Below are 22,164 nucleotides of genomic sequence, written 5' to 3' on the forward strand. Positions count from 1 at the left end.
ACGCGCCACTGGTGTTTATGATGATCGTTCACAGGCTTTCCTCTTTCCCTTGAGCGTTTCGCTTCACGCGTGCCGGCCAGCCCGACGCAGCGCTTCGCGCCAGGCGAGGAGCATAGCGCAGCGGCCCCTTCGCGAAGATGACAGTCGCGACACCTTGGCTACCTGAACGCGGCCCCCCGACGTGCTACAGTCACCGCCAGCTTTGGCAACCGAAACGCTGCTCCATGGACACTTACCTGCTGGACCCTTCGCTCCCTTCGTGGCAAGACACCCGACTGGCCAGCCAGTGCACCGGGCTTTTACTAGGCAATGGCGCCAGCCGAGCGCTCTGGCGCGGCTTCGCCTATGACAGCCTGTTCGAGGTGGCGCAAAAGGTTCGCAATCGCCCGCTGGGGCAGACTGACCTGGCCTTGTTCAAGGCCTTGGGCACTGAAAGTTTCGAACAGGCCCTGAGCGCCCTTAACATAACCCAGCGGGTCAACGCCGCTCTGGCCATCGGTGCCTCCGGGCCGTTGAATCGCTATTACGCCATCAAGGAGGCGCTCATCCACGCCATGCGCGTGGTGCATCTGCCTTGGCGGTTGCTGCCGGCCACCACCCGGCAGGCCATGAACCAAGCCTTGCGCCAATATTCCAGCATCTATTCCAGCAACTACGACCTACTCTGCCCCTGGGCTGTGGGCGAGGCGCCGGAAGGATTCGATGACGGCCTGGAGGCGGACGCCGGCTTCGACCCGGCGCGCCCCTTCACAGGGGAGCATCACCTTTACTACCTGCATGGCGGCCTTCACCTGCTCAAGGATCGAGACGGCGCCATCCGGCGCCGGGCAGCCAGTGGCGGCGAATTGCTCGACGGGTTCGCCGTGAACGTGCCGGGCGATGTGCCGCTGTTCGTCAATGAAGGCCGCGCCGCAGACAAATTGCGCAGCATCCAGGGCTCGGCTTACCTGAGCCATTGCCTTACCGCCCTAGCCAGCCATCGAGGGCCGTTGTGCCTGTTGGGGCATCAGCTCAACGCACAAGATAGCCACCTGGCCGCCGCCCTGCGGCAGGCGCCCATCGAGCGGATGGCCGTGGGCATCTTTCCGCTTAGCGCGCCCTGGGTGCTGAGCCAGAAGCAACGCTATGCACAACTGCTGGGCGACAGCCTGGCGCTGGAGTTTTTCGACGCCACCTGCCATCCGCTTGCGTTGCCAGGCCTGCATATCCGTCCGGAACCCGCGCGCAGGTAACGATAGCGGCCGAATGACTTCGATTCGGGGGATGGAGCTAGCGGCAGCTAGCGAACCAGACCCGGATGCCGCCCCGGCGCTTGCGGTCCGGTTCGTCAGCTGCGCTGACTCCCATCGGTGTGCAGGTCTATGCGGTCTCCACTGCCTGCACCACCTGGTGGGAGCTAGCGGCAGCTAGCGAACCAGACCCGGATGCCGCCTCGGCGCTTGCGGTCCGGTTCGTCAGCTGCGCTGACTCCCACCGGTGTGCAGGTCTATGCGATCTCCACTGCCTGCACCACCTGGTGGGAGCTAGCGGCAGCTAGCGAACCAGACCCGGATGCCGCCTCGGCGCTTGCGGTCCGGTTCGTCAGCTGCGCTGACTCCCACCGGTGTGCAGGTCTATGCGATCTCCACTGCCTGCACCACCTGGTGGGAGCTAGCGGCAGCTAGCGAACCAGACCCGGATGCCGCCTCGGCGCTTGCGGTCCGGTTCGTCAGCTGCGCTGACCCCCATCGGTGCAATCCGGAGACCTTAGCCGAGCAGGCCGTCACTCTGCAGCAGGCTTTCCAGGCAATGCTCGCGCACGCCGTAGAAGGACTTGAGCTGGGCAATACGCGCCAGGCGTGGCGCGCTGTCCACGGCGGCGCCACGCCTGACCGCCAGGATCATCTTGTTCTTGCTGGTGTGCTCCAGCGACACGAATTCGAAGACTTTGGTCTCGTAGCCACAGGCTTCCAGGTAGAGCGCGCGCAAGCTGTCGGTGAGCATTTCCGCCTGCTGCCCCATGTGCAGGCCGAACTGCAACATCGGGCCCAGGGGTTCGGGGCTGCTCATTTGTGGTCGCAGCTGCTTGTGGCAGCAGGGCGAGCACATGATGATCGCCGCCTGGCTTCGGATGCCGGTATGGAGGGCATAGTCAGTAGCAACGTCGCAGGCATGCAGGGCGATCATCACGTCGATCCGCGCGGGCACCACGCTGCGCACGTCGCCTTGCTGGAAGGTCAGGCCCGGATGGTCCAGCCCCGTGGCGGCCTGGTTGCATAGCTCGACCATGTCCTGACGCAGCTCCACCCCGGTCACCTGCGCCTCGCGCCCCAGGCCATGGCTAAGGTAATCGTGGATGGCAAAGGTGAGGTATCCCTTGCCTGAACCGAAATCAGCCACCGTGACGGGCGCGTGCTCTGCAAATCCTGCCTGGCCGAAGGCATGAGCGAAGACTTCCACGAACTTGTTGATCTGCTTCCACTTGCGCGCCATGGCGGGTACCAGGGCGCCGTGCCGATCGGTCACACCCAAGGCTGTCAGGAACGGCCGGTCCAGCTCCAGCCAACGCTGCTTCGCCCGGTCGTGGGCGTCGGTGGCCGGTGCCGTGGAAGCCGGCGCCCTGGCACGATGCAGGCGGGCCTTGCCTTTCTTGCCGAACTCCAACTGCAGGGTTTCCTCGGTGGTTTGCAGGTGCGCGTTGCGAAAGCGTTCGGGCAGCGCGTTGGCGATTTCCACCAGGCCTTCCTGGAGGCTGTAGTGCCGGGTGATATCGCGTGTGCGGTAGCGCAATACAAAGCCCAGGCGCGGCTGACCTTTGACGGTCAGCGGCTTGACGCTGACGCGTTCGAGCTCCGGCTCGGCACCCAAGGGCCGGGCGAGCACCAGCTTGACCCAACGCCCTTGCTCGAGGGCAGCGCGCAAGTGTTGAAGAAAGGCGCTACGAGGATCATCGACTGGCGGAGTGGAAGCAGGCGCGGCAGGCATGGGGCGACTCGGAGAAGGACAGCGGGACGTCATTCTACGGCAGCGGCGGGCAACGGGAAACGCTACCGGGCGGTGCGATAGTGGCAGCGGCCGCAGCGATGAGTTAAAAGGGGCCCAGTTTCGCAAAAATAAGACAAAACCTTGCTTCAGGCGCGTACCTGCCTCCCGAAGCGCACGGCCCAGGAATGATTCATGAAAACCCTCCACCTGCTTGGACTGGCAACCGCCCTCGCCTGCCCCTCCCTTTCAGCCGCTGAGCCACTCCCTGGGTTGCAAAGCAAGGAAGCCTTCATCACAGGCTTGTTGAGCCGGATGACGCTGCAGGAAAAGATCGGGCAACTGCGCCTGATCAGCATCGGCCCTGAAATGACCCACGAGCAGATTCGCAAAGAGATCGCAGCGGGCAATATTGGCGGTACCTTCGGCTCTGTCACCCGGGCGGAGAATCGCCCGATGCAGGAGGCCGCCCTGAGCACTCGGTTGAAGATTCCCATGTTCTTCGCCTACGACATCATCCATGGCCAGCGCACCATATTTCCCATCGGTCTGGGCCTGGCCTCGAGCTGGGACATGGATGCCATCGAGCTGAGCGCCCGCACCGCGGCGCGTGAAGCGGCGGCCGATAGCCTGGACATGACCTTCGGCCCCATGGTGGACATTTCCCGAGACCCACGCTGGGGACGCTCCAGCGAAGGTTTCGGTGAGGACACCTACCTGGTGTCGCGCATTGCCAAGGTGATGGTGCGCGGGTTCCAGGGCCAGGATACCAAGGCCCCGGACAGCATCATGGCGGCGGTCAAGCACTTCGCTTTGTACGGAGGGGTCGAAGGCGGCCGTGACTACAACACCGTGGACATGAGCCCCACCCGCATGTACCAGGACTACCTGCCACCCTACAAGGCGGCGCTGGATGCTGGCGCAGGCGGGGTGATGGTGGCGCTCAACTCGATCAACGGCGTGCCCGCCACTTCCAATACCTGGCTGATGCAAGACCTGCTACGCCGGGATTGGGGGTTCAAGGGGCTTACCGTGAGCGACCATGGAGCTATCCTGGAGCTGGTCAAGCACGGCGTGGCCCGGGACGGCCGCGACGCAGCCCGCCTGGCGATCCATGCGGGCATCGACCTGAGCATGAACGACAAGGTCTATGGGCAGGAACTCCCCGGCCTGGTCAAAAGTGGAGAGGTGCCCGAGGCCGAAATCGACAACGCCGTACGGGAGGTGCTATCGGCCAAATACGACATGGGGCTGTTCTCCAACCCCTATCAGCGCATCGGCAAGGCCGCGGATGATCCAGTCGACATCAACGCCGAAGAGCGACTGCATCGTCAGGAAGCCCGCTCCGTGGCGCGGCGCTCGATGGTTCTGCTCAAGAACGCCAGGGAGACCCTGCCACTACGGAAAACCGGCACCCTGGCTGTCATCGGGCCGCTGGCCGATGCGCCCATCGACATGATGGGTAGCTGGTCGGCAGTCGGTCAGCCCAGTCAGTCGGTGACCCTTTTGCGAGGGATTCGTGAGGCCGTGGGCAGTCAGGCACAGGTCGTCTATGCCAAGGGCTCGAATATCATCGACGACCCTCACAGCATCGCTTTCCTGAACCGGATGAACCCGGACCGCACCGAAGTGGAGATCGACCCGCGCCCGGCCCAGGCCATGATCGACGAAGCCCTCAAGGCGGCCGCCAACGCGGACGTGATCATCGCCGCGGTAGGGGAGTCGCGGGGCATGTCACACGAATCGGCCAGCCGCACTACGCTGGATATCCCGGCGCCCCAGCGGGCCCTGTTGGCCGCCTTGCGAGCCACCGGCAAACCCCTGGTGCTCATATTGATGAATGGTCGCCCGTTGTCTCTGGTACGGGAGAACGAACAGGCCGACGCCATGCTGGAAACCTGGTTCAGCGGCACCGAAGGCGGCCATGCCATCGCCGATCTGTTGTTCGGCGACTACAACCCTTCAGGCAAACTGCCGATCACCTTTCCCCGCTCCGTTGGCCAGGTACCCATGTACTACAGTCACTTGACCATCGGCCGCCCCTTCGTTCCTGGTAAGGAAGAGAACTACACTTCGCGATATTTCGATGAAGACCCCACGCCACTGTTTCCTTTCGGCTATGGGCTTAGCTATACCCAGTTCGACGTATCGGAACCGCGGCTATCCTGCACCCGGCTCAAGCGTGGCGAAAAGCTCAGTGTCAGCGTGACGGTACGCAATACCGGCAAGCGGGACGGGGAAACCGTGGTGCAGCTATACCTGCATGACGTCACCGCTTCGATGGCGCGGCCTGTCAAGGAACTGAAGAACTTCCAGAAGATCTTCCTCAAGGCCGGCGAGCGCAAGGAAGTGTCCTTCGAACTGAGCGAGGACGACCTCAAGTTCTACAACAGCCAGCTCCAGTATGTCGCCGAGCCTGGCGACTTCGACGTGCAGGTCGGCCTGGACTCCCAGGACGTCAAGCAGGCGCGGTTCCAGCTGTTGTGACCTTGGTGCGAACCGGTGCCGCCGACGCGTCGGTTCGCCTTCGCCGCTCCTATCGATTTACTACAGGTGACGCCTGATGCCCCATGAAGATTTCCATTACTACGAACCTGCTCAGGGCCACGGCCTGCCCCATGACCCCTTCAATGCCATCGTCGGCCCGCGGCCCATCGGCTGGGTGTCCAGCCAGAGCGCCGAGGGGGTGCTCAACCTGGCGCCTTACAGTTTCTTCAATGCCTTCAACTATGTTCCGCCGATCATCGGGTTCAGCAGCATTGGCCGCAAGGACAGCCTGAACAACATCGAGGCCACCGGCGAATTCGCCTGGAACCTGGCCACCTTCGAGCTGGCCGAGCCGATGAACGCCAGTTGCGCCGCCGTACCGCCCACCGTGAACGAGTTCGAGCTGGCAGGCCTGACCACGGCTCCATCGCGTGTGATCAAAGTGCCCCGTGTGGCGCAGACACCGGTATCCTTCGAATGCAGGCTCACCCAGATCGTGCAGCTGCAACGCGCAGATGGGCAAACCGTACCCAGCTGGCTGATTCTGGGTGAAGTGGTTGCCGTGCATATCCGCAAGGATCTGCTCAAGGATGGGATCTACGACACGGCCGCGGCACGGCCGATCCTGCGCGGCGGCGGTCCGGCGGATTACTTCGAGCTGGGTTCGCTGTTCAAGATGGCCAGGCCTCAGACCTGATTCGCCCGGGCCGCCTCAGCTGGCCTGGCGCAGCGGCGCCGCCACCGCGGCACCCGGCTGAATATCGATATGCATCACCAGCCGCTGGTTGAGCAATTCGCCGAACAGGTCCGCCAGTGGCGCCGCCAGCCAGGCGCCAAGGGCCTGCTCGTTGTCCCAGCACATTTCCAGCTGCCAGGCGCGCGGGTCTTCCGGGTGTCGCTGGGTCACCATGGCCAGGCATGCGGGCACGGTTCGGCCCTGCTCGACCAGGCGGGCGAGGCGGCTACCGACGAGGCTGGAGCGGCCTGGCCAGGTACGAAGGATAACGCGATGAGTGATCAAGGATTGTTCGGTCATCACTGAGGCTCCTGCTTCGTGGATCGGACAGGATTCAGGATAGATAACAGGACGACTGCAGCGTTAGACCGATTCTGCCAAGCATTTGCCCGATCCTGCCGAGCGCCTGTTCCTCGCGTGGCGTCATGCCCCGATTCTCATCACCCCAGGGCATGGACCTTTGGGCAAGCCCGCGCCCCGTGACCTCTCAGCAATAGTCCTCTTGGCGCATGATCAGGCAGGATCGGGCAAGCAATCGGCAGGATCGGCCTATCCGGACCGCTTGCTCGTTTATAAGATTCACCTGCCCCTCTTACCGGAGCCTTCCCATGACCGAATCCGCCGCGCTTCTGGACAACCTGATCGAAGGCCAGCGCGCCGAGCTGGCCGGGATCATCAGTCGCCATACAGAACAGCGGCTATTGTGCGAAAGCGCGGTCCCCGGGCTGTATCTGATTCGCCATGACGAATGCGTTTCCTCCTTCCCGACTCTGGCCCAACCTGCCTTCTGTGTCATGGCCCACGGCAGCAAGGAAGTGAGCCTGGGGGAGGAACGCTATATCTACGATTCCCTCAATTACATGGTGGTCTCGGTAGCCATGCCGATCAGCGGACGGATTCTGGAGGCAACCCCGCAAAATCCGACCCTGGCCCTGCGCCTGGACATCGATCCGGCGGAAATCACCAGCCTGATCGCCGACGCCGGCCTTCTAAGCGTGCCCAACGGCACGGCTGGCCGCGGCCTTTATGTAGATCGCCTGTCCCGGGAGCTGCTCGACGCGCTGTTGCGCCTTGTGCGTCTGGCCGATAGTCCAAGGGATATCGCAGTGCTGAGCCCGCTTGCCCGCCGAGAGCTGCTTTACCGCCTGTTACGCAGCCCGCAGGGCCACCGTTTGTACGAAATCGCCCAGACCAACAGCCAGACCCACCGCGTGACCCAGGCCATCGACTGGCTCAATGGCAACTTCGCTGAGCCATTGCGTATCGAGGCCCTGGCCCGACGGGCCAACCTGAGTGTGTCCACGCTCCATCACCGCTTCAAGGCGGTAACCTCCATGAGCCCGCTGCAATACCAGAAGCAACTGCGCTTGCAGGAAGCGCGACGGCTGATGCTGTTCGAAGGCCTGGAAGTGGCGGCGGCCTGCTACCGCGTCGGCTACGAAAGCCCTTCCCAATTCAGCCGAGAATACAGCCGGCTTTTCGGCGCGCCGCCGAGTCGTGACCTGGCTCGCCTGAAGAAAACCTCGGCCTGATCTGCTCCACCGCTGTGCTTGCGTCCGGTTCCTGGCCGCCTAGACTGAAATCATCGGCATAGGCGCCAGCAACGCTGGCCCCAACCGAGCAGTACGGGAGATCAGCCATGAACACAAAAACAAAAACGGTTCTGGTATACGGCGCGGCAGGCCTGCTGGTGGCCAGCCTTTATGGCGCTTCGCTGTACCGGGTAGAACAGATGCGTACGGCCCAAGGCGCGCACGGCGGTTGCAACCATGCCCTGTGCCTGGCCCAAGGGGCATCCTTCGCCGCGCTGCGATGAGATTAAACTGACGTCAATCAGGGTCACCTCGGCTGTCAGATTGTTCATGGTCGGGGGGCGAGCGCTTTAGTAGACTCACGGGCCTGCCCATAACCGTGCGGCCAGCCTGTGACCTCTCCTACGCCTGCCACCCCAGCCCTGCGTGATGTACTGGTTGCCCTGATGAGCGCGATCTTCCTTGGCGCGCTCGACCAGACCATAGTCGCGGTGTCATTGCCAGCCATTTCGGGCCAATTCGCCGATGTGACGCTGCTGGCCTGGGTAGTGGCCGGCTACATGGTGGCCATGACCGTGGCGACACCTCTGTACGGCAAGCTCGGTGATCTCTACGGGCGCCGGCCCATGCTGCTCATCGGGATGGGCCTGTTCACGGCGGCCTCCCTGTTGTGCGGGCTGGCCCAGAGCATGGAGCAGCTGGTGCTGGCGCGCATACTTCAAGGCATGGGCGCCGGCGGCATGATCTCGGTCAGCCAGGCCATCATCGGCGACGTGGTGCCGCCCCGTGAACGCGGCCGCTATCAAGGCTATTTCAGCAGTATGTATGCCGCCGCCAGCGTGGCCGGACCGATGCTTGGCGGGTTGCTGACCGAGCACCTCTCCTGGCGCTGGGTGTTCTGGCTCAACCTGCCCCTGGGGGCTGCGGCCTGGTGGTACATCCGGCGCACCCTTGCCGGGCTGCGATCCCCGCAACGCCAGGCGCGTATCGACTATCCGGGTATCGTACTGCTGGTGGTAGGGCTGAGCGGGGTGCTGCTGGCCGTGACTGAAGTGGGCCAGGGCCGGGCCTGGAACAGTGGCTCGGTGCTGGGGCTGTTTGCGCTGGGCGTCCTTGCCTTGCTTCTCTTCGTGCTGCAGGAACGGCGTTTCGTCGAACCCATCCTGCCCCTTCGCCTGTTCGCCGCGCCTACCGCGGTGCTGTGCTGGTGCACGGTCTTCATGACCAGCTTCCAATCCATTTCACTGTCAGTGATCGCACCGCTGCGTTATCAGAGCATCACCGGGGCGGGAGCTGACAGCGCCGCGTTATTCCTGATGCCGCTGGCCATGGGGCTGCCCATCGGAGCCTTCCTGGGCGGCCGCCATACGGCGCGTAGCGGGCGCTTCAGACCGGTGATTCTCACCGGCGCGCTCTTGGTGCCGGTGGGCGTGCTCGGCATGGCCTTCACGCCGGTGAGCAACTTGTTCATGAGCGCTCTGTTCATGGTGCTGACCGGGGTCGGCTGTGGCTTGCAGTTTCCCACCTCGCTGGTGGGCGCGCAGAACGCTGCGCAACCGCAGGACATCGGTGTCAGCACCAGTACCACGAACCTGTTCCGCTCCCTGGGGGGCGCCACGGGCGTGGCGGTCATGTCCGCGTTACTGCTGGCTTTGCTGGGAGCAGACGCAGGCCTGGGTGAAGGCGTCCAGCACAACGCGCTGTTGCATAGCCTTGGGCCGCGGGCGCCGGCTGACAGTCAGCTGAGCGGGCGATTCCGTGAACTCTTGTGTATCAGCGCGGGCCTATCCTTGCTGGGACTGGCGGCGGCGTTGAAGATGCCCGACGTACTATTGCGAGGGCGCGGCTGAGGGCTGCGGCTGAACGCGCAGGGCCGGGCTGAAGCGCAGCATGTCCATGAGCGCGGCGACCCAGCGCGCGGCTTCTTCCTCCAGCCGCTGGCTTTCCGGGACCAGCAGCCAGAGGCTGATATGGCCGTTGACGTAGGCATGTAGGGCGAGCGCGGCATGCTGGGTATCCAGATCGGCGGGCAGTTGCGCGCGATTGACCGCATTACGCAACGTGCAGGCGATACGCTCGTTGCATTCGGCGATGACCGCCTGACGCCGCTGGCGAAGGTCACACATGTCATTGGTGAATTCGCACTTATGGAAGAGAATTTCGTTGATGCGCCTTGTCCTGGGATCCAGGGCAACACCCTGAAACAGTTTCACCAGCAACGCTTGCATGCAACCCAGCGGGTCAGGTTCATCGGCGCTTTCGCTGGCACGGGCCAAGTCTTCCAGCGGCTCGTTGAGGTTATCCAGCAGGGACTGGAACACATCGGCCTTGTTGCTGAAATGCCAGTAGATAGCGCCACGGGTCACCCCGGCACGAGCAGCGATATCCGCCAGGGTGGTGTTGGCCACGCCTCGCTCGAAGAACGCGAGCTCGGCGGCATCGACAATTTGCTTACGGGTTTCCAGGGCTTCTTCTTTGGTACGGCGAACCATGGCAGTGACCTCATCGAGCGCTTCGATGGAACGAAGCGAACCGGCGCTTTTATTATGATCAGGCGCGTCGGCGGGTGAGCGATACGCAGCAGAGAGAAGGCAAAACGCCTATTTACAAACAGCCGCGAACGTAAGTATATTCGTTAGCAACCTATTTATCTAGATGTTACAAACCCTTCCGTTCAACTACTCTTGAGCGTCTTCTGCGTTCCGCCCCGAGGATCTTCATGCAATTCAAGCCAGCTGTTACCGCATTGGTATCCGCCGTTGCCCTGGCCACGCTACTCAGTGGCTGCGAAAAGAAGGAGGCCGCGCCGCCCCCGGCCCAGGCTCCTCAAGTCGGCGTGGTCACCCTTAAACCGCAGACGGTCACCCTCACCAACGAGCTGCCGGGACGCACGAGCGCGTTCCGCATGGCCGAGGTGCGCCCGCAGGTGGACGGCATCATCCTCAAGCGCCTGTTCCAGGAAGGCGCTGATGTTAAAGCGGGCCAGCAGCTGTACCAGATCGACCCCTCGGTGTATGAGGCGACCCTGGCTAACGCCCAGGCCAGCGTGGAGCAGTACCGCACGCTGACCAATCGCTACAAGCAACTGATCGCCGAGCAAGCCGTCAGCCGGCAGGAATACGATACCGCCCGCGCCCAACAGCTACAGGCGGAGGCGACCCTCAAGAGCGCGCAAATCAATCTGCGCTACACCAAGGTATTGGCACCCATTTCCGGCCGGATCGGCCGTTCGTCCGTGACCGAAGGCGCCCTGGTCACCAACGGCCAGACCACCGCGCTGGCCACCATCCAGCAGTTGGACCCCATGTACGTGGACGTGACCCAATCCACCGCGGACATGCTCAAGCTGCGCCGCGCCATGGCTGACGGCCAGTTGCAGAAAGCCGGCAATAACGCGGCCAAAGTCCAGCTCAAGCTGGAAGACGGCACCCTGTTCGGTCAGGAAGGCAAGCTGGAGTTCTCCGAGGTATCCGTGGACGAAACCACCGGCTCGGTGACCCTGCGCGCCGTGTTCCCCAACCCTGACCACAGCCTGCTGCCAGGCATGTTCGTGCATGCCCAGCTGATGGCCGGCGTAGCCCAGGACGCCATTCTGGCTCCTCAGCGTGGGGTGACCCGCGATCTGAAGGGCACCCCGACCGCCCTGGTAGTCACCGCGGACAATAAGGTCGAACAGCGTACGCTCAAGACCAGCCGCACCGTGGGCGCTTCCTGGTTGATCGAGGATGGCCTGAAGGCCGGCGACAAGCTGATCGTCGAGGGGCTGCAATACGTCAAGCCTGGCGCCGAAGTGAAGCCTCACGAAGTAGCGACGGACGCGCCAGCGGCGCCCGACCAGGCGGCCGGGGGCCAGAAGGAGTAAACCATGTCGAAGTTCTTCATTGACCGGCCGATCTTCGCTTGGGTGATCGCGCTGGTAATCATGCTGGTGGGGGGGTTGTCGATCCTCAAGCTGCCTATCAACCAATACCCGGCCATCGCTCCACCCGCGATCGCCATCGCCGTGAGCTACCCGGGCGCCTCCGCCCAGACCGTGCAGGACACGGTGGTGCAGGTCATCGAACAGCAGATGAACGGCATCGACAACCTGCGCTACATCTCCTCGGAGAGCAACTCCGACGGCAGCATGACCATCACGGTGACCTTCAATCAGGGCACCAACCCGGACATCGCCCAGGTACAGGTGCAGAACAAGCTCAACCTGGCCACCCCGCTGCTGCCCCAGGAAGTGCAACAACAGGGCCTGCGCGTCACCAAGGCGGTCAAGAACTTCCTGCTGGTGATCGGCCTGGTGTCCACCGACGGTTCGATGACCAAGGACGACCTGGCGAACTACATTGTGTCCAACCTGCAGGACCCGATCTCCCGTACTTCCGGCGTGGGTGACTTCCAGGTGTTCGGGGCCCAGTACGCCATGCGCATCTGGCTGGACCCGGCCAAGCTGAACAACTTCCAGCTCACCCCCCTGGACGTGACCAGCGCCATCGAGGCGCAGAACGTGCAGGTGTCCTCCGGCCAGCTGGGCGGCCTGCCTGCCCTGCCAGGTACCCAGCTCAACGCCACCATCATCGGCAAGACCCGCCTGCAGACCGCCGAGCAGTTCGGCGACATCCTGCTCAAGGTCAATACCGACGGCTCCCAGGTGCGTCTGCGCGACGTGGCGAACATTGGCCTGGGCGGCGAGAACTACAGCATCAACGCCCAGTACAACGGCAAGCCGGCTTCCGGCATGGCGATCAAGCTGGCCACCGGTGCCAACGCGCTGGACACGGCCAAGGCGATCCGCGCCACCATCGACAACCTCAAGCCGTTCTTCCCCCAGGGCGTGGAGGCGGTCTTCCCCTATGACACCACCCCGGTGGTCACCGAGTCGATTTCCGGCGTGGTGCACACCCTGATCGAAGCGATCGTGCTGGTGTTCCTGGTGATGTACCTGTTCCTGCAGAACTTCCGCGCCACGGTGATCACCACCATGACGGTGCCGGTGGTGCTGCTGGGTACCTTCGGCATCCTGGCCGCGGCGGGCTTCACCATCAACACCCTGACCATGTTCGGGATGATCCTGGCCATCGGCTTGCTGGTGGACGATGCCATCGTGGTGGTGGAGAACGTCGAGCGGGTGATGGCCGAGGATCATCTTTCACCCAAGGAAGCGACGCGCAAATCCATGGGGCAGATCCAGGGCGCGCTGGTGGGTATCGCCCTGGTGCTCTCGGCGGTACTGCTGCCGATGGCATTCTTCGGCGGTTCCACTGGCGTGATCTACCGGCAGTTCTCGATCACCATCGTCTCGGCCATGGCCCTGTCGGTGTTCGTGGCGCTGGTGTTCACCCCCGCCCTCTGCGCCACCCTGCTCAAGCCCATCGACCAACAGAAGCACGGCCAGCCCAAGGGCGGCTTCTTCGGCTGGTTCAACCGTACCTTCGACCGCAGCGTAGTCAGCTACGAGCGCGGCGTGGGGCATATGGTCCGCCATCGGGTGCCGGCCTTCCTGGTCTACTTGGTGATCGTGGCCGCCATGGCCTGGCTGTTCACTCGCATCCCGGCGGCCTTCCTTCCGGACGAAGACCAGGGCGTGATCTTCACCCAGGTGCAGACGCCGCCCAACACCTCGGCCGAGAATACCCAGAAGGTGCTCGACCGCGCGCGGGAATACCTGCTCGACGCCGAGCATGGCGAAGGCAATGCGGTGAAATCGGTGTTCACCGTCAACGGCTTCAACTTCGCTGGCCGCGGCCAGAGCTCGGGCCTGGCGTTCGTGATGCTCAAGCCATGGGACGAGCGCGATTCGAGCATGAGCGTGTTCGAAGTGGCCAAGCGCGCCCAGCAGCATTTCTTCAGCTATGGCGATGCCATGACCTTCGCGGTGGTGCCGCCTTCGGTACTGGAGCTGGGTAACGCTACCGGCTTTGACTTCTACCTGCAGGACCAGGGTGGGGTCGGCCATGCCAAGCTGATGGAAGCGCGCAACCAGTTCCTGGGCATGGCTGCCCAGAGCAAGATCCTGGCCGGCGTGCGCCCCAACGGGCTGAGCGACGAGCCTCAGTACCAGCTGACCGTCGACGATGAACGCGCGCGCGCCCTGGGCCTGAGCCTGTCGGATATCAACAGCACCCTGTCGGTCGCCCTGGGCGGCAGCTATGTCAACGACTTCATCGATCGTGGTCGAGTGAAGAAAGTGTATGTGCAAGGCGATGCCAGCGGCCGCATGCGTCCCGAAGACCTGGAAAAGTGGTACGTGCGCAACGACAGCGGCAAGATGGTGCCCTTCTCGGCCTTCGCCAAGGGCGAGTGGACCTACGGGTCGCCCAAGCTGTCGCGCTACAACGGCGTAGCGGCCGAGGAAATTCTCGGTACTCCGGCCCCTGGCTACAGTACCGGGCAGGCAATGGACGAGGTAGAACGCCTGGCCAAGCAACTGCCGGCCGGCGTGGGCTACAGCTTCACCGGGCTGTCCTACGAGGAGCGCCTGTCGGGCTCCCAGGCGCCGGCGTTGTATGCCTTGTCCGTATTGGTGGTGTTCCTGTGCCTGGCGGCCCTGTACGAAAGCTGGTCCATTCCTATCGCGGTGATCCTGGTGGTGCCGCTGGGCGTGATCGGTGCCCTTATCGCTACCAGCCTGCGTGGCTTGTCCAACGACGTGTTCTTCCAGGTAGGCCTGCTGGTGACGGTTGGCCTGGCAGCGAAGAACGCCATCCTGATCGTGGAATTCGCCAAGGAGTTGCACGAGCAGGGCAAGAGCCTGTTCGACGCTGCGGTGGAAGCCTGCCGCATGCGCTTGCGCCCGATTGTGATGACCTCCATGGCCTTCATCCTGGGCGTGGTACCTTTGGCGATCTCCAGTGGCGCAGGCTCCGGCAGCCAGCATGCCATCGGTACCGGCGTGATCGGCGGCATGATCACCGCGACCATCCTGGCGATCTTCTGGGTACCCATGTTCTTCGTTACCGTTTCTTCTGTATTCCACGGTCGCAGGAAGCCTAGCGACCCTACACCTGATGAGGCTCGCCAATGAGCAAGTCATTGATTTCCCTGGCAGTGGCCGCCGCGCTCCTGAGCGGCTGCTCGCTGATCCCGGACTATCAGCAACCCGCGGCGCCGGTGCCGGCGCAGTACCCGCAAGGGGCGGCCTTCGCCCCAGCGGACCCGGCCAAGGTCGCCGCCGCCGAGCAGGGATGGCGCGAATTCTTCCGCGACCCGGCCCTGCAACGATTGATCGAGTTGTCGCTGCAGAACAACCGCGACCTTCGGGTCGCGGCCCTGAACGTGGATGCCTACGCGGCTCAATACCGCATCCAGCGGGCCGACCTGTTGCCGGCCATCAGCGCCGACGGCGCCGGCACCCGCCAGCGCAGCCCGGCCGACCTGTCCACCTCGGGCCGTGCCGGCATTTCCAGCACCTACTCGGCGACCCTGGGCATCTCGGCCTACGAACTGGACCTGTTCGGCCGCGTTCGTAGCCTCAGCGAACAGGCGCTGGAAAGCTACTTCGCCACCGAAGAAGCGCGCCGCTCGACCCAGATCAGCCTGGTGGCCAGCGTGGCCAATGCCTACCTGACCTGGCAGGCGGACCAGGCCCTGTATGACCTGACCGAGCAGACCCTCAAGGCCTATGAAGAGAGCCTGCGGCTGACCAGCCGCAGCGCCGAGGTAGGCGTATCTTCGGCGCTGGACCTTAGCCAGGCCCGCACCGCCGTGGAAGGCGCTCGCGCCAACCTGGCCCAGTACCAGCGGCAAGTGGCCCAGGACCTGAACAACCTGGCCGTGCTGGTAGGCACCCGCCTGCCCGAGGACCTGCCCCGCGGGCAGCACCTGGACGGCGACCTGCTCAGCGAGGTGCCAGCGGGGCTGCCTTCCGACCTGCTCACCCGCCGCCCGGATATCCTCCAGGCCGAACATAATCTGAAGGCGGCCAATGCCAACATAGGCGCGGCCCGGGCGGCCTTCTTCCCCAGCATCAGCCTGACGGCCAGCGCCGGTACTGCCAGCGCGGACCTGGATGGTTTGTTCAAGGGAGGTTCGGGACGCTGGATCTTCAGCCCGTCCATCAGCCTGCCGATCTTCAATGCCGGTTCGCTGCGCGCCAGCCTGGACTACGCCAAGATCCAGAAGGACGTGAACGTGGCGAATTATGAGAAGGCCATCCAGACGGCGTTCCAGGAAGTCGCCGACGGGCTGACCGCGCGCAAGACCTATGTGGATCAACTTCAGGCCCAGCGTGACCTGGTCAAGTCCAGCGAGGATTACTACCGCCTGGCGGACCGTCGTTATCGCATCGGTGTGGACAGCCACCTCACTTTGCTCGATGCGCAACGGTCCTTGTTCAGCGCCCAGCAATCGCTGATCAGCGACCGCCTGGCCCAGCTCACCGCCGAGGTGAACCTGTACAAGGCCCTTGGTGGCGGCTGGTATGAAACCGCCGGGCAAGCCAATAACGCTTCGCTGCAACCGCCAAAGGGTTAGTCCACCCCCCCGCCGTCCGCCGCCGTTACCTGAAGCCAGGGTAGCGGTGGCGCCTTCCCGCCTCGAGCGAACTTCTGCCGCAAACAGCAGCAAAATGCCACCTTTCCTTCGGCAAGCACCCTGGGATTGAAACAACCCGAGCCGCCCGCCTCGCTTAAGACAAATGCATAGCTGCTTTGCCAAAACCGATACGGCTCAGCGCTTTCTCGCGTCCTTGAGCGGTTCAGGACTTGACGGGCGCATTTATTTAGACAAAAGTCATAGCGCTTTAAAGAAATTTTTACTTACAATCAGATCGGACATCATAGGACTGATGCCGTAATGTAACCAGGCAGTTAGTGTTCGCCTATCGCCCGGATTACCCGCAGCAGAATTGACCCGAAGGATCGGGCTTAGCACCATCGGCAAGACGAGGCTACCCGCGCACACGGGCAGTCCGGACCCAAACCAATAACAACAGGTTGGCCACTATGCATATCGCTCGCGCGCTCCCGCCGCATCACGCCTGATATTCAAGACAGACACCCGGTGTACCGGTTCTCCGGCACTCCGTGACCGCTCGCGCGGCCAACCATTGCCTATGATCACCAGAGACCACAACAAGAATGAACGCCACCCATACGAGCTTCGCCCGTAAGAAAAGTTTCGGCCTCGCCCTCCTCGGCCTGGCTGTTTCCGCCGCCGCGCTGCCCGCGGCCGCGGCTGAATCGGGGTTTGTGGAAGATGCCACCGCCACGCTCAATTTCCGTAACTTCTACTTCAACCGCAACTTCGTGAATCCGCGCTACACCCAGGGCAAGGCCGAAGAATGGACCCAGAGTTTCATTCTCGACGCCAAGTCCGGCTTCACTCAGGGGACAGTGGGCTTCGGGGTCGACGTACTGGGTATGTACTCGATCAAGCTCGACGGCGGCGCGGGCACCTACGGTACCCAACTGTTGCCGACCCACGCGGGCAACGAACCGGCCGACGACTTTGGCCGCCTGGCTGTCGCTGGCAAGGCGAAGTTTTCCAAGACCGAACTGAAGGTCGGTGAGTGGATGCCGGTATTGCCGATCCTGCGTTCGGACGACGGCCGCTCTTTGCCTCAGACCTTCCAGGGCGCGCAGATCACTTCCAAGGAAATCGACGGCCTGACCCTGTACGGTGGCCAGTTCCGCCAGAACAGCCCGCGTAACGACGCCAGCATGGAAGACATGTACATGCAGGGCAAGTCGACGGCAGCGGCGTCGGATCGCTTCAACTTCGCTGGTGGTGAATACACCTTCAACGAAAAGCGCACCCTGATCGGTCTCTGGGGCGCTCAGTTGGAAGACGTGTACAAACAGCAGTACCTGCAAGTGCTGCACAGTCAACCCATGGGTGACTGGACCCTAGGCGCCAACCTGGGCTTCTTCCACGGTTCCGAAGACGGCAGTGCCCTGGCGGGCGAAATGGAAAACCGTACCTTCTCCGGCCTGTTCTCGGCCAAATACGGCGGGCATACCTTCTACGTCGGCCTGCAGAAGGTGGCAGGCGACAGCATGTGGATGCGTGTCAACGGCACCAGTGGCGGCACCCTGGCCAACGATACCTACGGCTCCAGCTACGAGAACCTGAAGGAAAAATCCTGGCAGATTCGCCACGACTACAACTTCGCGGCGCTGGGCATTCCTGGCCTGACCTTGATGAACCGTTACCTGCAAGGCAGCAACGTACACACGGCGACCATGGATGACGGCAAGGAGTGGGGCCGGGAGACCGAGCTTGCCTACACCATCCAGAGCGGTACCTTCAAGAGCCTGAGCGTACGCTGGAGGAATTCTACCCTGCGTAAAGACTTCGCCTCCAACGGCAACGGCGACTTCGATGAAAACCGCCTGATCTTCAACTACCCGTTGAGCCTGTTGTAATCCGGTACCTCGCTGGCTCCGCCTGGAGCCGGCGAGGCCAGCGAAGGGCATGTGAGCATTCGCCAGCTTCGCTGGCACCAGCCAGTTGGCCAGTCGCCTTGATGACCAACTGCCGGTGGTTGCTAGCGAGGAGCCATGCCCTACCCCCTCGACTCCACACCCAACTCATCCCACACCGATTCGGCCAGGTGGAAGGTGGCGTTCGCCGCCGGAATGCCACAGTAGATGGCACTCTGCATGATCACTTCCTTGATCTCTTCGCGGGTCACGCCATTGTTGGCGGCGGCGCGCAGGTGCAGCTTGAGCTCTTCATTGCGGTTCATGCCAATGAGCATGGCGATGGTGATCAGGCTACGAGTGTGCCGCGCAAGCCCGGGCCGGGTCCAGATATCACCCCAGGCGTGACGGGTGATCATCTCCTGGAACTCACGATTGAAATCCGTCAGGTTGGTCAGGCTGCGGTCCACATGGGCATCGCCCAGTACCGCGCGGCGGACCTTCATGCCTTCGTCGTAACGCTGTTGTTCGTCCACGGTGATACCCTCTTATGCGCGCAGGAAGTCGAGCACGCGCTGGCTGAACGGCCCGCCGACTTCCACGTTGGACAGGTGGGCCGCATAAAACACTTCGTGCTCGGCGCCCTTTACCCGCTGCTGGATGAATTCGCCGCCACTGGGTGGCGTCACCGCGTCCTGGCTGCCGGAGATGATCAGCAAGGGCACCTGGATGCCTGCCACTTGCTCACGGAAGTCGGCATCGCGCACCGCGCCACAGTTGGCGGCATAGCCGTCTGGCGAAGTGGCGGCAAGCATGTCGGTGATACGCTTGGCCTGGGCAGGTTCGCGCTCAGCGAACTCAGGCGTGAACCAGCGAGCGATGGAGGCATCGCGCAGGCCCACCATGGCCGCTTCCCGGTCGCGGAGCACGGTCTCGATACGGGTGTTCCATACCTCGTCGTTGGCGATCTTGGCTGCGGTGTTGCAGATGACCAACCGGTCCAGCCGGTTGCCCGCATTGATGCCCAGCCACTGCCCGATCAACCCGCCCATGGACAGGCCGCAGAACGAAAACCTTTCCAGCGACAATGCGTCGACCAGGGCCAGCACGTCCCGGCCAAGCTGTTCGATGCTATACGGGCCTTCGGTCACCAGCGACTGGCCGTGCCCACGGGTGTCGTAGCGCAACACGCGAAAGTGCTCGGTGAAGGTGGGGATCTGTGTATCCCACATACCCAGGTCGGTACCGAGGGAGTTGGACAGCACCAGCACAGGTGCCTCTTCAGGGCCATCGAGCCGGTAATTGAGTTCGCCATCGGCGAGTTTGACGCGTGCCACTTAAACCTCCTTTCAAGCATCCAGACGGGTATGTTCAGTCACGGCTCGCTGAACCCAACGCTGCGCCTGACCTAGGTAGTTAGCGGGGTCGAGCAGTTGGTCGAGCTCGGCAGACGAAAGCTCGGCGGCCACTTCGGGGGTATCGCCGAGCACCTCGCGCAGGTGCCGATGCTCGGCCACGGCGCGCTTGCAGCACTGTTCGATCAAGTGGTGGGCAGTATCACGGCCCAGGCGCTGGGCCAGCACGATACTCACCGCTTCGGCGAGCACGAGCCCATGGGTAAGCTGCAGGTTGCTGCTTATGCGCCCGGCATCCACTTCCATGCCATTGGCGAAGCCGATGGCCTGTTCCAGCGCGCCGGATACCAGGCAGCACAGCTCCGGAAGGGTGTCCCATTCGGCGTGCCAGAGCCCGAGGCTGCGCTCGTGTTCCTGCGGCAGCGCGCTCAATAGCGTAGACACCAGTCCCGGCGCGCGGGTGGCGGTGGCGATCATGACGGCAGCGCCCACCGGGTTGCGCTTGTGCGGCATGGTGGAAGACCCCCCCTTGCCAGGCGCGGAGGGCTCGAACAGTTCGGCCGCTTCGGTCTGCATCAGCAGGCTGATGTCCCGCCCCATCTTGCCCAGGGTGCCGGCCAACAGGCCAAGCACGCTACCGAACTCTACGAGGCGATCGCGATGGGTATGCCAGGGCTGCTCAGGCAGGCTCAGGTCGAGTGCCTGTGCCAGGGCCTCGGCCACGGGCCATGCCTGATCGCCCAGTGCAGCCAGGGTGCCGGAAGCGCCACCGAACTGCACCACCAGCAAGCGAGGCTTGAGTTCACGCAGGCGTTGGCGATGCCGATCCAATGCGCCCAGCCAGCCCGCAAGCTTCATTCCAAGCGTGACCGGCGTGGCGTGTTGCAGCCAGGTTCGGCCGGGCATGGGCAAGGCTTCGTAACGCTGGGCCTGCTCGGCCAGGCGGTCGGTCAGTTGCTGCAGGGCGCCTTCCAGCCACGCCAAGGCGTCACGCATCTGCAATACCAGGCCGCTGTCCATCACGTCCTGACTGGTTGCGCCGAGGTGAACATAGCGCTCGGCGCGCGGGTCGGCGCTCGCCACCTGCTTGCCAAGCATCTTCACCAAGGGAATGGCCGCGTTACCACCACCTCCCACTGCCAGCGCCAGGGCTTGCGGGTCGTACAGGCTTGCCTGGCAGGCGGCTTCGATCACTGCCGGCACGTCGGCAGGAATCAGCCCGGTGCGCGCCTGGGCGCGGGCCAGGGCCGCTTCGAAGTCCAGCATGCCCTGAATGCGCCCATGGTCGGAGAATATCCGGCGCATGCCTGCGGCACTGAAGTAGGCATCGAACAGGCTGTTGGTCGGTCTCTGGCTCATGGTGTCCTCATGCCAAGGGCGCGCCATGCCAGGGCGCGCCACGTGGAATCAATGATCGTGGTGAAGATAGGCAGCCTGGCGTGGCAGGCGGAAGCTGAACAGGAACGCGATGACCAGCATCACGGTGACGTACCAATAGAAGGCATTTTCGTTGCCAGCGCTTTTCAGGCTGAGCGCCACGAACTCAGCCGACCCGCCGAAGACCGCGTTCGCCACGGCATAGGACAGCCCAACGCCGAGCGCGCGTACCTGTGGCGGGAACATCTCGGCTTTCACCAGCCCGCTGATGGACGTGTAGAAGCTTACGATCGCCAGGGCCAGGGTGATCAGCGCAAAGGCGATGATCGGGTTGGTCACGGTCTTGAGCGTCATCAGGATAGGCACTGTGCACAAGGCGCCGAGGGCACCGAACCAGAGCATCGAGTTGCGTCGGCCGATGCGGTCCGACAGCGCGCCGAACAACGGCTGCATGCACATATAAACGAAGAGCGCGCCGGTCATGATGAAGCTGGCCGTCTCCGGGCTCATCTTGGCGGTATTGACCAGGTACTTCTGCATGTAGGTGGTGAAGGTGTAGAAGATCAGCGACCCACCGGCGGTGTAGCCCAGCACCGTGATGAATGCCAGACGGTGGTGCTTGAACAGGCTTTTCAGGCTGCCGGCGTCCTTGTCGTTGCGCGTTTGCGGGCTGAGGGTTTCCTCGAGCGAGCGCCGCAGCAGCAGGGAAACGAACGCGGCCAAAGCGCCGATCACGAAGGGGATGCGCCAGCCCCAGGCCATCAACTCGGCCTTGTCGAACATCTGTTGCAGGATCACTACTACCAGCACGGCCAGCAACTGGCCACCAATGAGGGTTACATACTGGAAGGAGGCGAAGAACCCGCGCTGGCCACGCAGCGCCACCTCACTCATGTAGGTCGCCGTGGTGCCGTACTCGCCGCCCACCGAGAGCCCTTGCAGCAGGCGCGCCAGCAGGAGCAATACCGGGGCCGCCACGCCAATGCTCTGGTAGGTGGGCAGGAACGCGATCATCAGCGAACCGGCGCACATCATCAGCACCGCGATCATCATCGAGGTTCGCCGGCCGTAACGGTCCGCTACCCGGCCGAACAGCCAGCCGCCAATGGGCCGCATGAGAAAGCCCGCCGCGAACACACCGGCGCTCTGCACCAGTTGCACGGTAGGGTCATCGGAAGGAAAAAAGGACGGCGCGAAATAAAGCGCGAAGAACGCGTAAACGTAGAAGTCGAACCATTCGACCAGGTTGCCCGAAGAAGCGCCGACAATAGCGAAAATCCGCTTGCGCCGCTCTTCGCCCGTGTAATGAGTTGTTGTCATCTGTTGTTCTCGTCATGGGATACGGAGGCGCTACCGTACCACCA

General features: G+C 63.2%; 17 protein-coding genes. 10 read left to right on the forward strand and 7 right to left on the reverse strand.

What is annotated here, in order from left to right:
- Positions 1–224 precede the first annotated feature (224 nt).
- Positions 225–1,232: a DUF4917 family protein gene (locus BN1188_RS09535; protein WP_040261157.1), complete on the forward strand. Its 1,008-nt coding sequence runs from the start codon at positions 225–227 to the stop codon at positions 1,230–1,232.
- 514 nt (positions 1,233–1,746) lie between these two features.
- Here BN1188_RS09535 and BN1188_RS09540 read toward each other — a convergent pair.
- The gene (locus BN1188_RS09540) at positions 1,747–2,964 is read right to left on the reverse strand and encodes a class I SAM-dependent methyltransferase (RefSeq protein ID WP_040261158.1); all 1,218 of its coding nucleotides are present in this window, start codon (positions 2,962–2,964) and stop codon (positions 1,747–1,749) included.
- 192 nt (positions 2,965–3,156) lie between these two features.
- Here BN1188_RS09540 and bglX point away from each other — a divergent pair, with 192 nt between their 5' ends.
- Together bglX and BN1188_RS09550 are read left to right on the forward strand one after the other, a co-directional pair.
- A complete protein-coding gene (gene bglX / locus BN1188_RS09545) occupies positions 3,157–5,448 on the forward strand; it encodes a beta-glucosidase BglX (RefSeq protein WP_040261159.1) in 2,292 nt (763 codons plus the stop codon).
- A 76-nt stretch (positions 5,449–5,524) separates the two neighbouring features.
- On the forward strand, positions 5,525–6,145 hold the full coding sequence (locus BN1188_RS09550) for a flavin reductase family protein (RefSeq protein ID WP_040261160.1): 621 nt from the start codon (positions 5,525–5,527) through the stop codon (positions 6,143–6,145).
- A 15-nt stretch (positions 6,146–6,160) separates the two neighbouring features.
- On the opposite strand, the gene BN1188_RS09555 is transcribed toward BN1188_RS09550, so the two are convergent.
- Complete coding sequence (locus BN1188_RS09555) at positions 6,161–6,484, reverse strand: antibiotic biosynthesis monooxygenase (protein WP_040261161.1); 324 nt, start codon at positions 6,482–6,484, stop codon at positions 6,161–6,163.
- 308 nt (positions 6,485–6,792) lie between these two features.
- On the opposite strand from BN1188_RS09555, the gene BN1188_RS09560 reads away from it, so the two are divergent.
- From BN1188_RS09560 to BN1188_RS09565, 3 genes are all read left to right on the forward strand, one after another.
- On the forward strand, positions 6,793–7,716 hold the full coding sequence (locus tag BN1188_RS09560) for an AraC family transcriptional regulator (protein WP_040261162.1): 924 nt from the start codon (positions 6,793–6,795) through the stop codon (positions 7,714–7,716).
- A 107-nt stretch (positions 7,717–7,823) separates the two neighbouring features.
- The gene (locus tag BN1188_RS21590; protein ID WP_157395811.1) at positions 7,824–8,000 is read left to right on the forward strand and encodes a hypothetical protein; all 177 of its coding nucleotides are present in this window, start codon (positions 7,824–7,826) and stop codon (positions 7,998–8,000) included.
- Between the two features lie 162 nt (positions 8,001–8,162).
- The gene (locus BN1188_RS09565) at positions 8,163–9,566 is read left to right on the forward strand and encodes an MDR family MFS transporter (protein WP_084596188.1); all 1,404 of its coding nucleotides are present in this window, start codon (positions 8,163–8,165) and stop codon (positions 9,564–9,566) included.
- Here BN1188_RS09565 and BN1188_RS09570 read toward each other — a convergent pair.
- Positions 9,546–10,208 (reverse strand): TetR family transcriptional regulator, encoded by a 663-nt coding sequence (locus tag BN1188_RS09570; protein WP_052469221.1) that lies wholly within the window; start codon positions 10,206–10,208, stop codon positions 9,546–9,548. The genes BN1188_RS09565 and BN1188_RS09570 overlap by 21 nt on opposite strands.
- A 227-nt stretch (positions 10,209–10,435) precedes the next feature.
- Here BN1188_RS09570 and BN1188_RS09575 point away from each other — a divergent pair, with 227 nt between their 5' ends.
- The 4 genes from BN1188_RS09575 to BN1188_RS09590 all read left to right on the forward strand — a co-directional run bounded on the left by BN1188_RS09575 (position 10,436) and on the right by BN1188_RS09590 (position 18,071).
- The gene (locus BN1188_RS09575) at positions 10,436–11,578 is read left to right on the forward strand and encodes an efflux RND transporter periplasmic adaptor subunit (protein ID WP_040261164.1); all 1,143 of its coding nucleotides are present in this window, start codon (positions 10,436–10,438) and stop codon (positions 11,576–11,578) included.
- Positions 11,579–11,581: 3 nt separating this feature from the next.
- Entirely contained in the window at positions 11,582–14,731 is a 3,150-nt protein-coding gene (locus tag BN1188_RS09580; RefSeq protein WP_040261165.1) for an efflux RND transporter permease subunit, read from the forward strand.
- On the forward strand, positions 14,728–16,179 hold the full coding sequence (locus BN1188_RS09585) for an AdeC/AdeK/OprM family multidrug efflux complex outer membrane factor (RefSeq protein WP_040261166.1): 1,452 nt from the start codon (positions 14,728–14,730) through the stop codon (positions 16,177–16,179). Before BN1188_RS09580 ends, BN1188_RS09585 begins: the two co-directional genes overlap by 4 nt.
- A 605-nt stretch (positions 16,180–16,784) precedes the next feature.
- Positions 16,785–18,071 carry an OprD family porin gene (locus BN1188_RS09590; protein ID WP_040261167.1) on the forward strand — a complete coding sequence of 429 codons (1,287 nt, stop codon included), beginning with the start codon at positions 16,785–16,787 and terminating at the stop codon, positions 18,069–18,071.
- 140 nt (positions 18,072–18,211) lie between these two features.
- On the opposite strand, the gene pcaC is transcribed toward BN1188_RS09590, so the two are convergent.
- Genes pcaC through BN1188_RS09610 form a run of 4 tightly spaced genes read right to left on the reverse strand, consistent with a single transcriptional unit; the run spans position 18,212 to position 22,120 of the window.
- Positions 18,212–18,604, reverse strand: coding sequence for a 4-carboxymuconolactone decarboxylase (gene pcaC / locus BN1188_RS09595; RefSeq protein WP_040261168.1), 393 nt, complete (start codon positions 18,602–18,604; stop codon positions 18,212–18,214).
- A 12-nt stretch (positions 18,605–18,616) separates the two neighbouring features.
- Entirely contained in the window at positions 18,617–19,405 is a 789-nt protein-coding gene (gene pcaD / locus BN1188_RS09600) for a 3-oxoadipate enol-lactonase (RefSeq protein ID WP_040261169.1), read from the reverse strand.
- A gap of 12 nt (positions 19,406–19,417) precedes the next feature.
- Complete coding sequence (locus BN1188_RS09605; RefSeq protein WP_040261170.1) at positions 19,418–20,782, reverse strand: 3-carboxy-cis,cis-muconate cycloisomerase; 1,365 nt, start codon at positions 20,780–20,782, stop codon at positions 19,418–19,420.
- Between the two features lie 48 nt (positions 20,783–20,830).
- A complete protein-coding gene (locus tag BN1188_RS09610) occupies positions 20,831–22,120 on the reverse strand; it encodes an MFS family transporter (protein ID WP_040261171.1) in 1,290 nt (429 codons plus the stop codon).
- Positions 22,121–22,164 lie beyond the last annotated feature (44 nt).

This window comes from Pseudomonas massiliensis (assembly GCF_000826105.1).
Taxonomy (GTDB): Bacteria; Pseudomonadota; Gammaproteobacteria; order Pseudomonadales; family Pseudomonadaceae; genus Aquipseudomonas; species Aquipseudomonas massiliensis.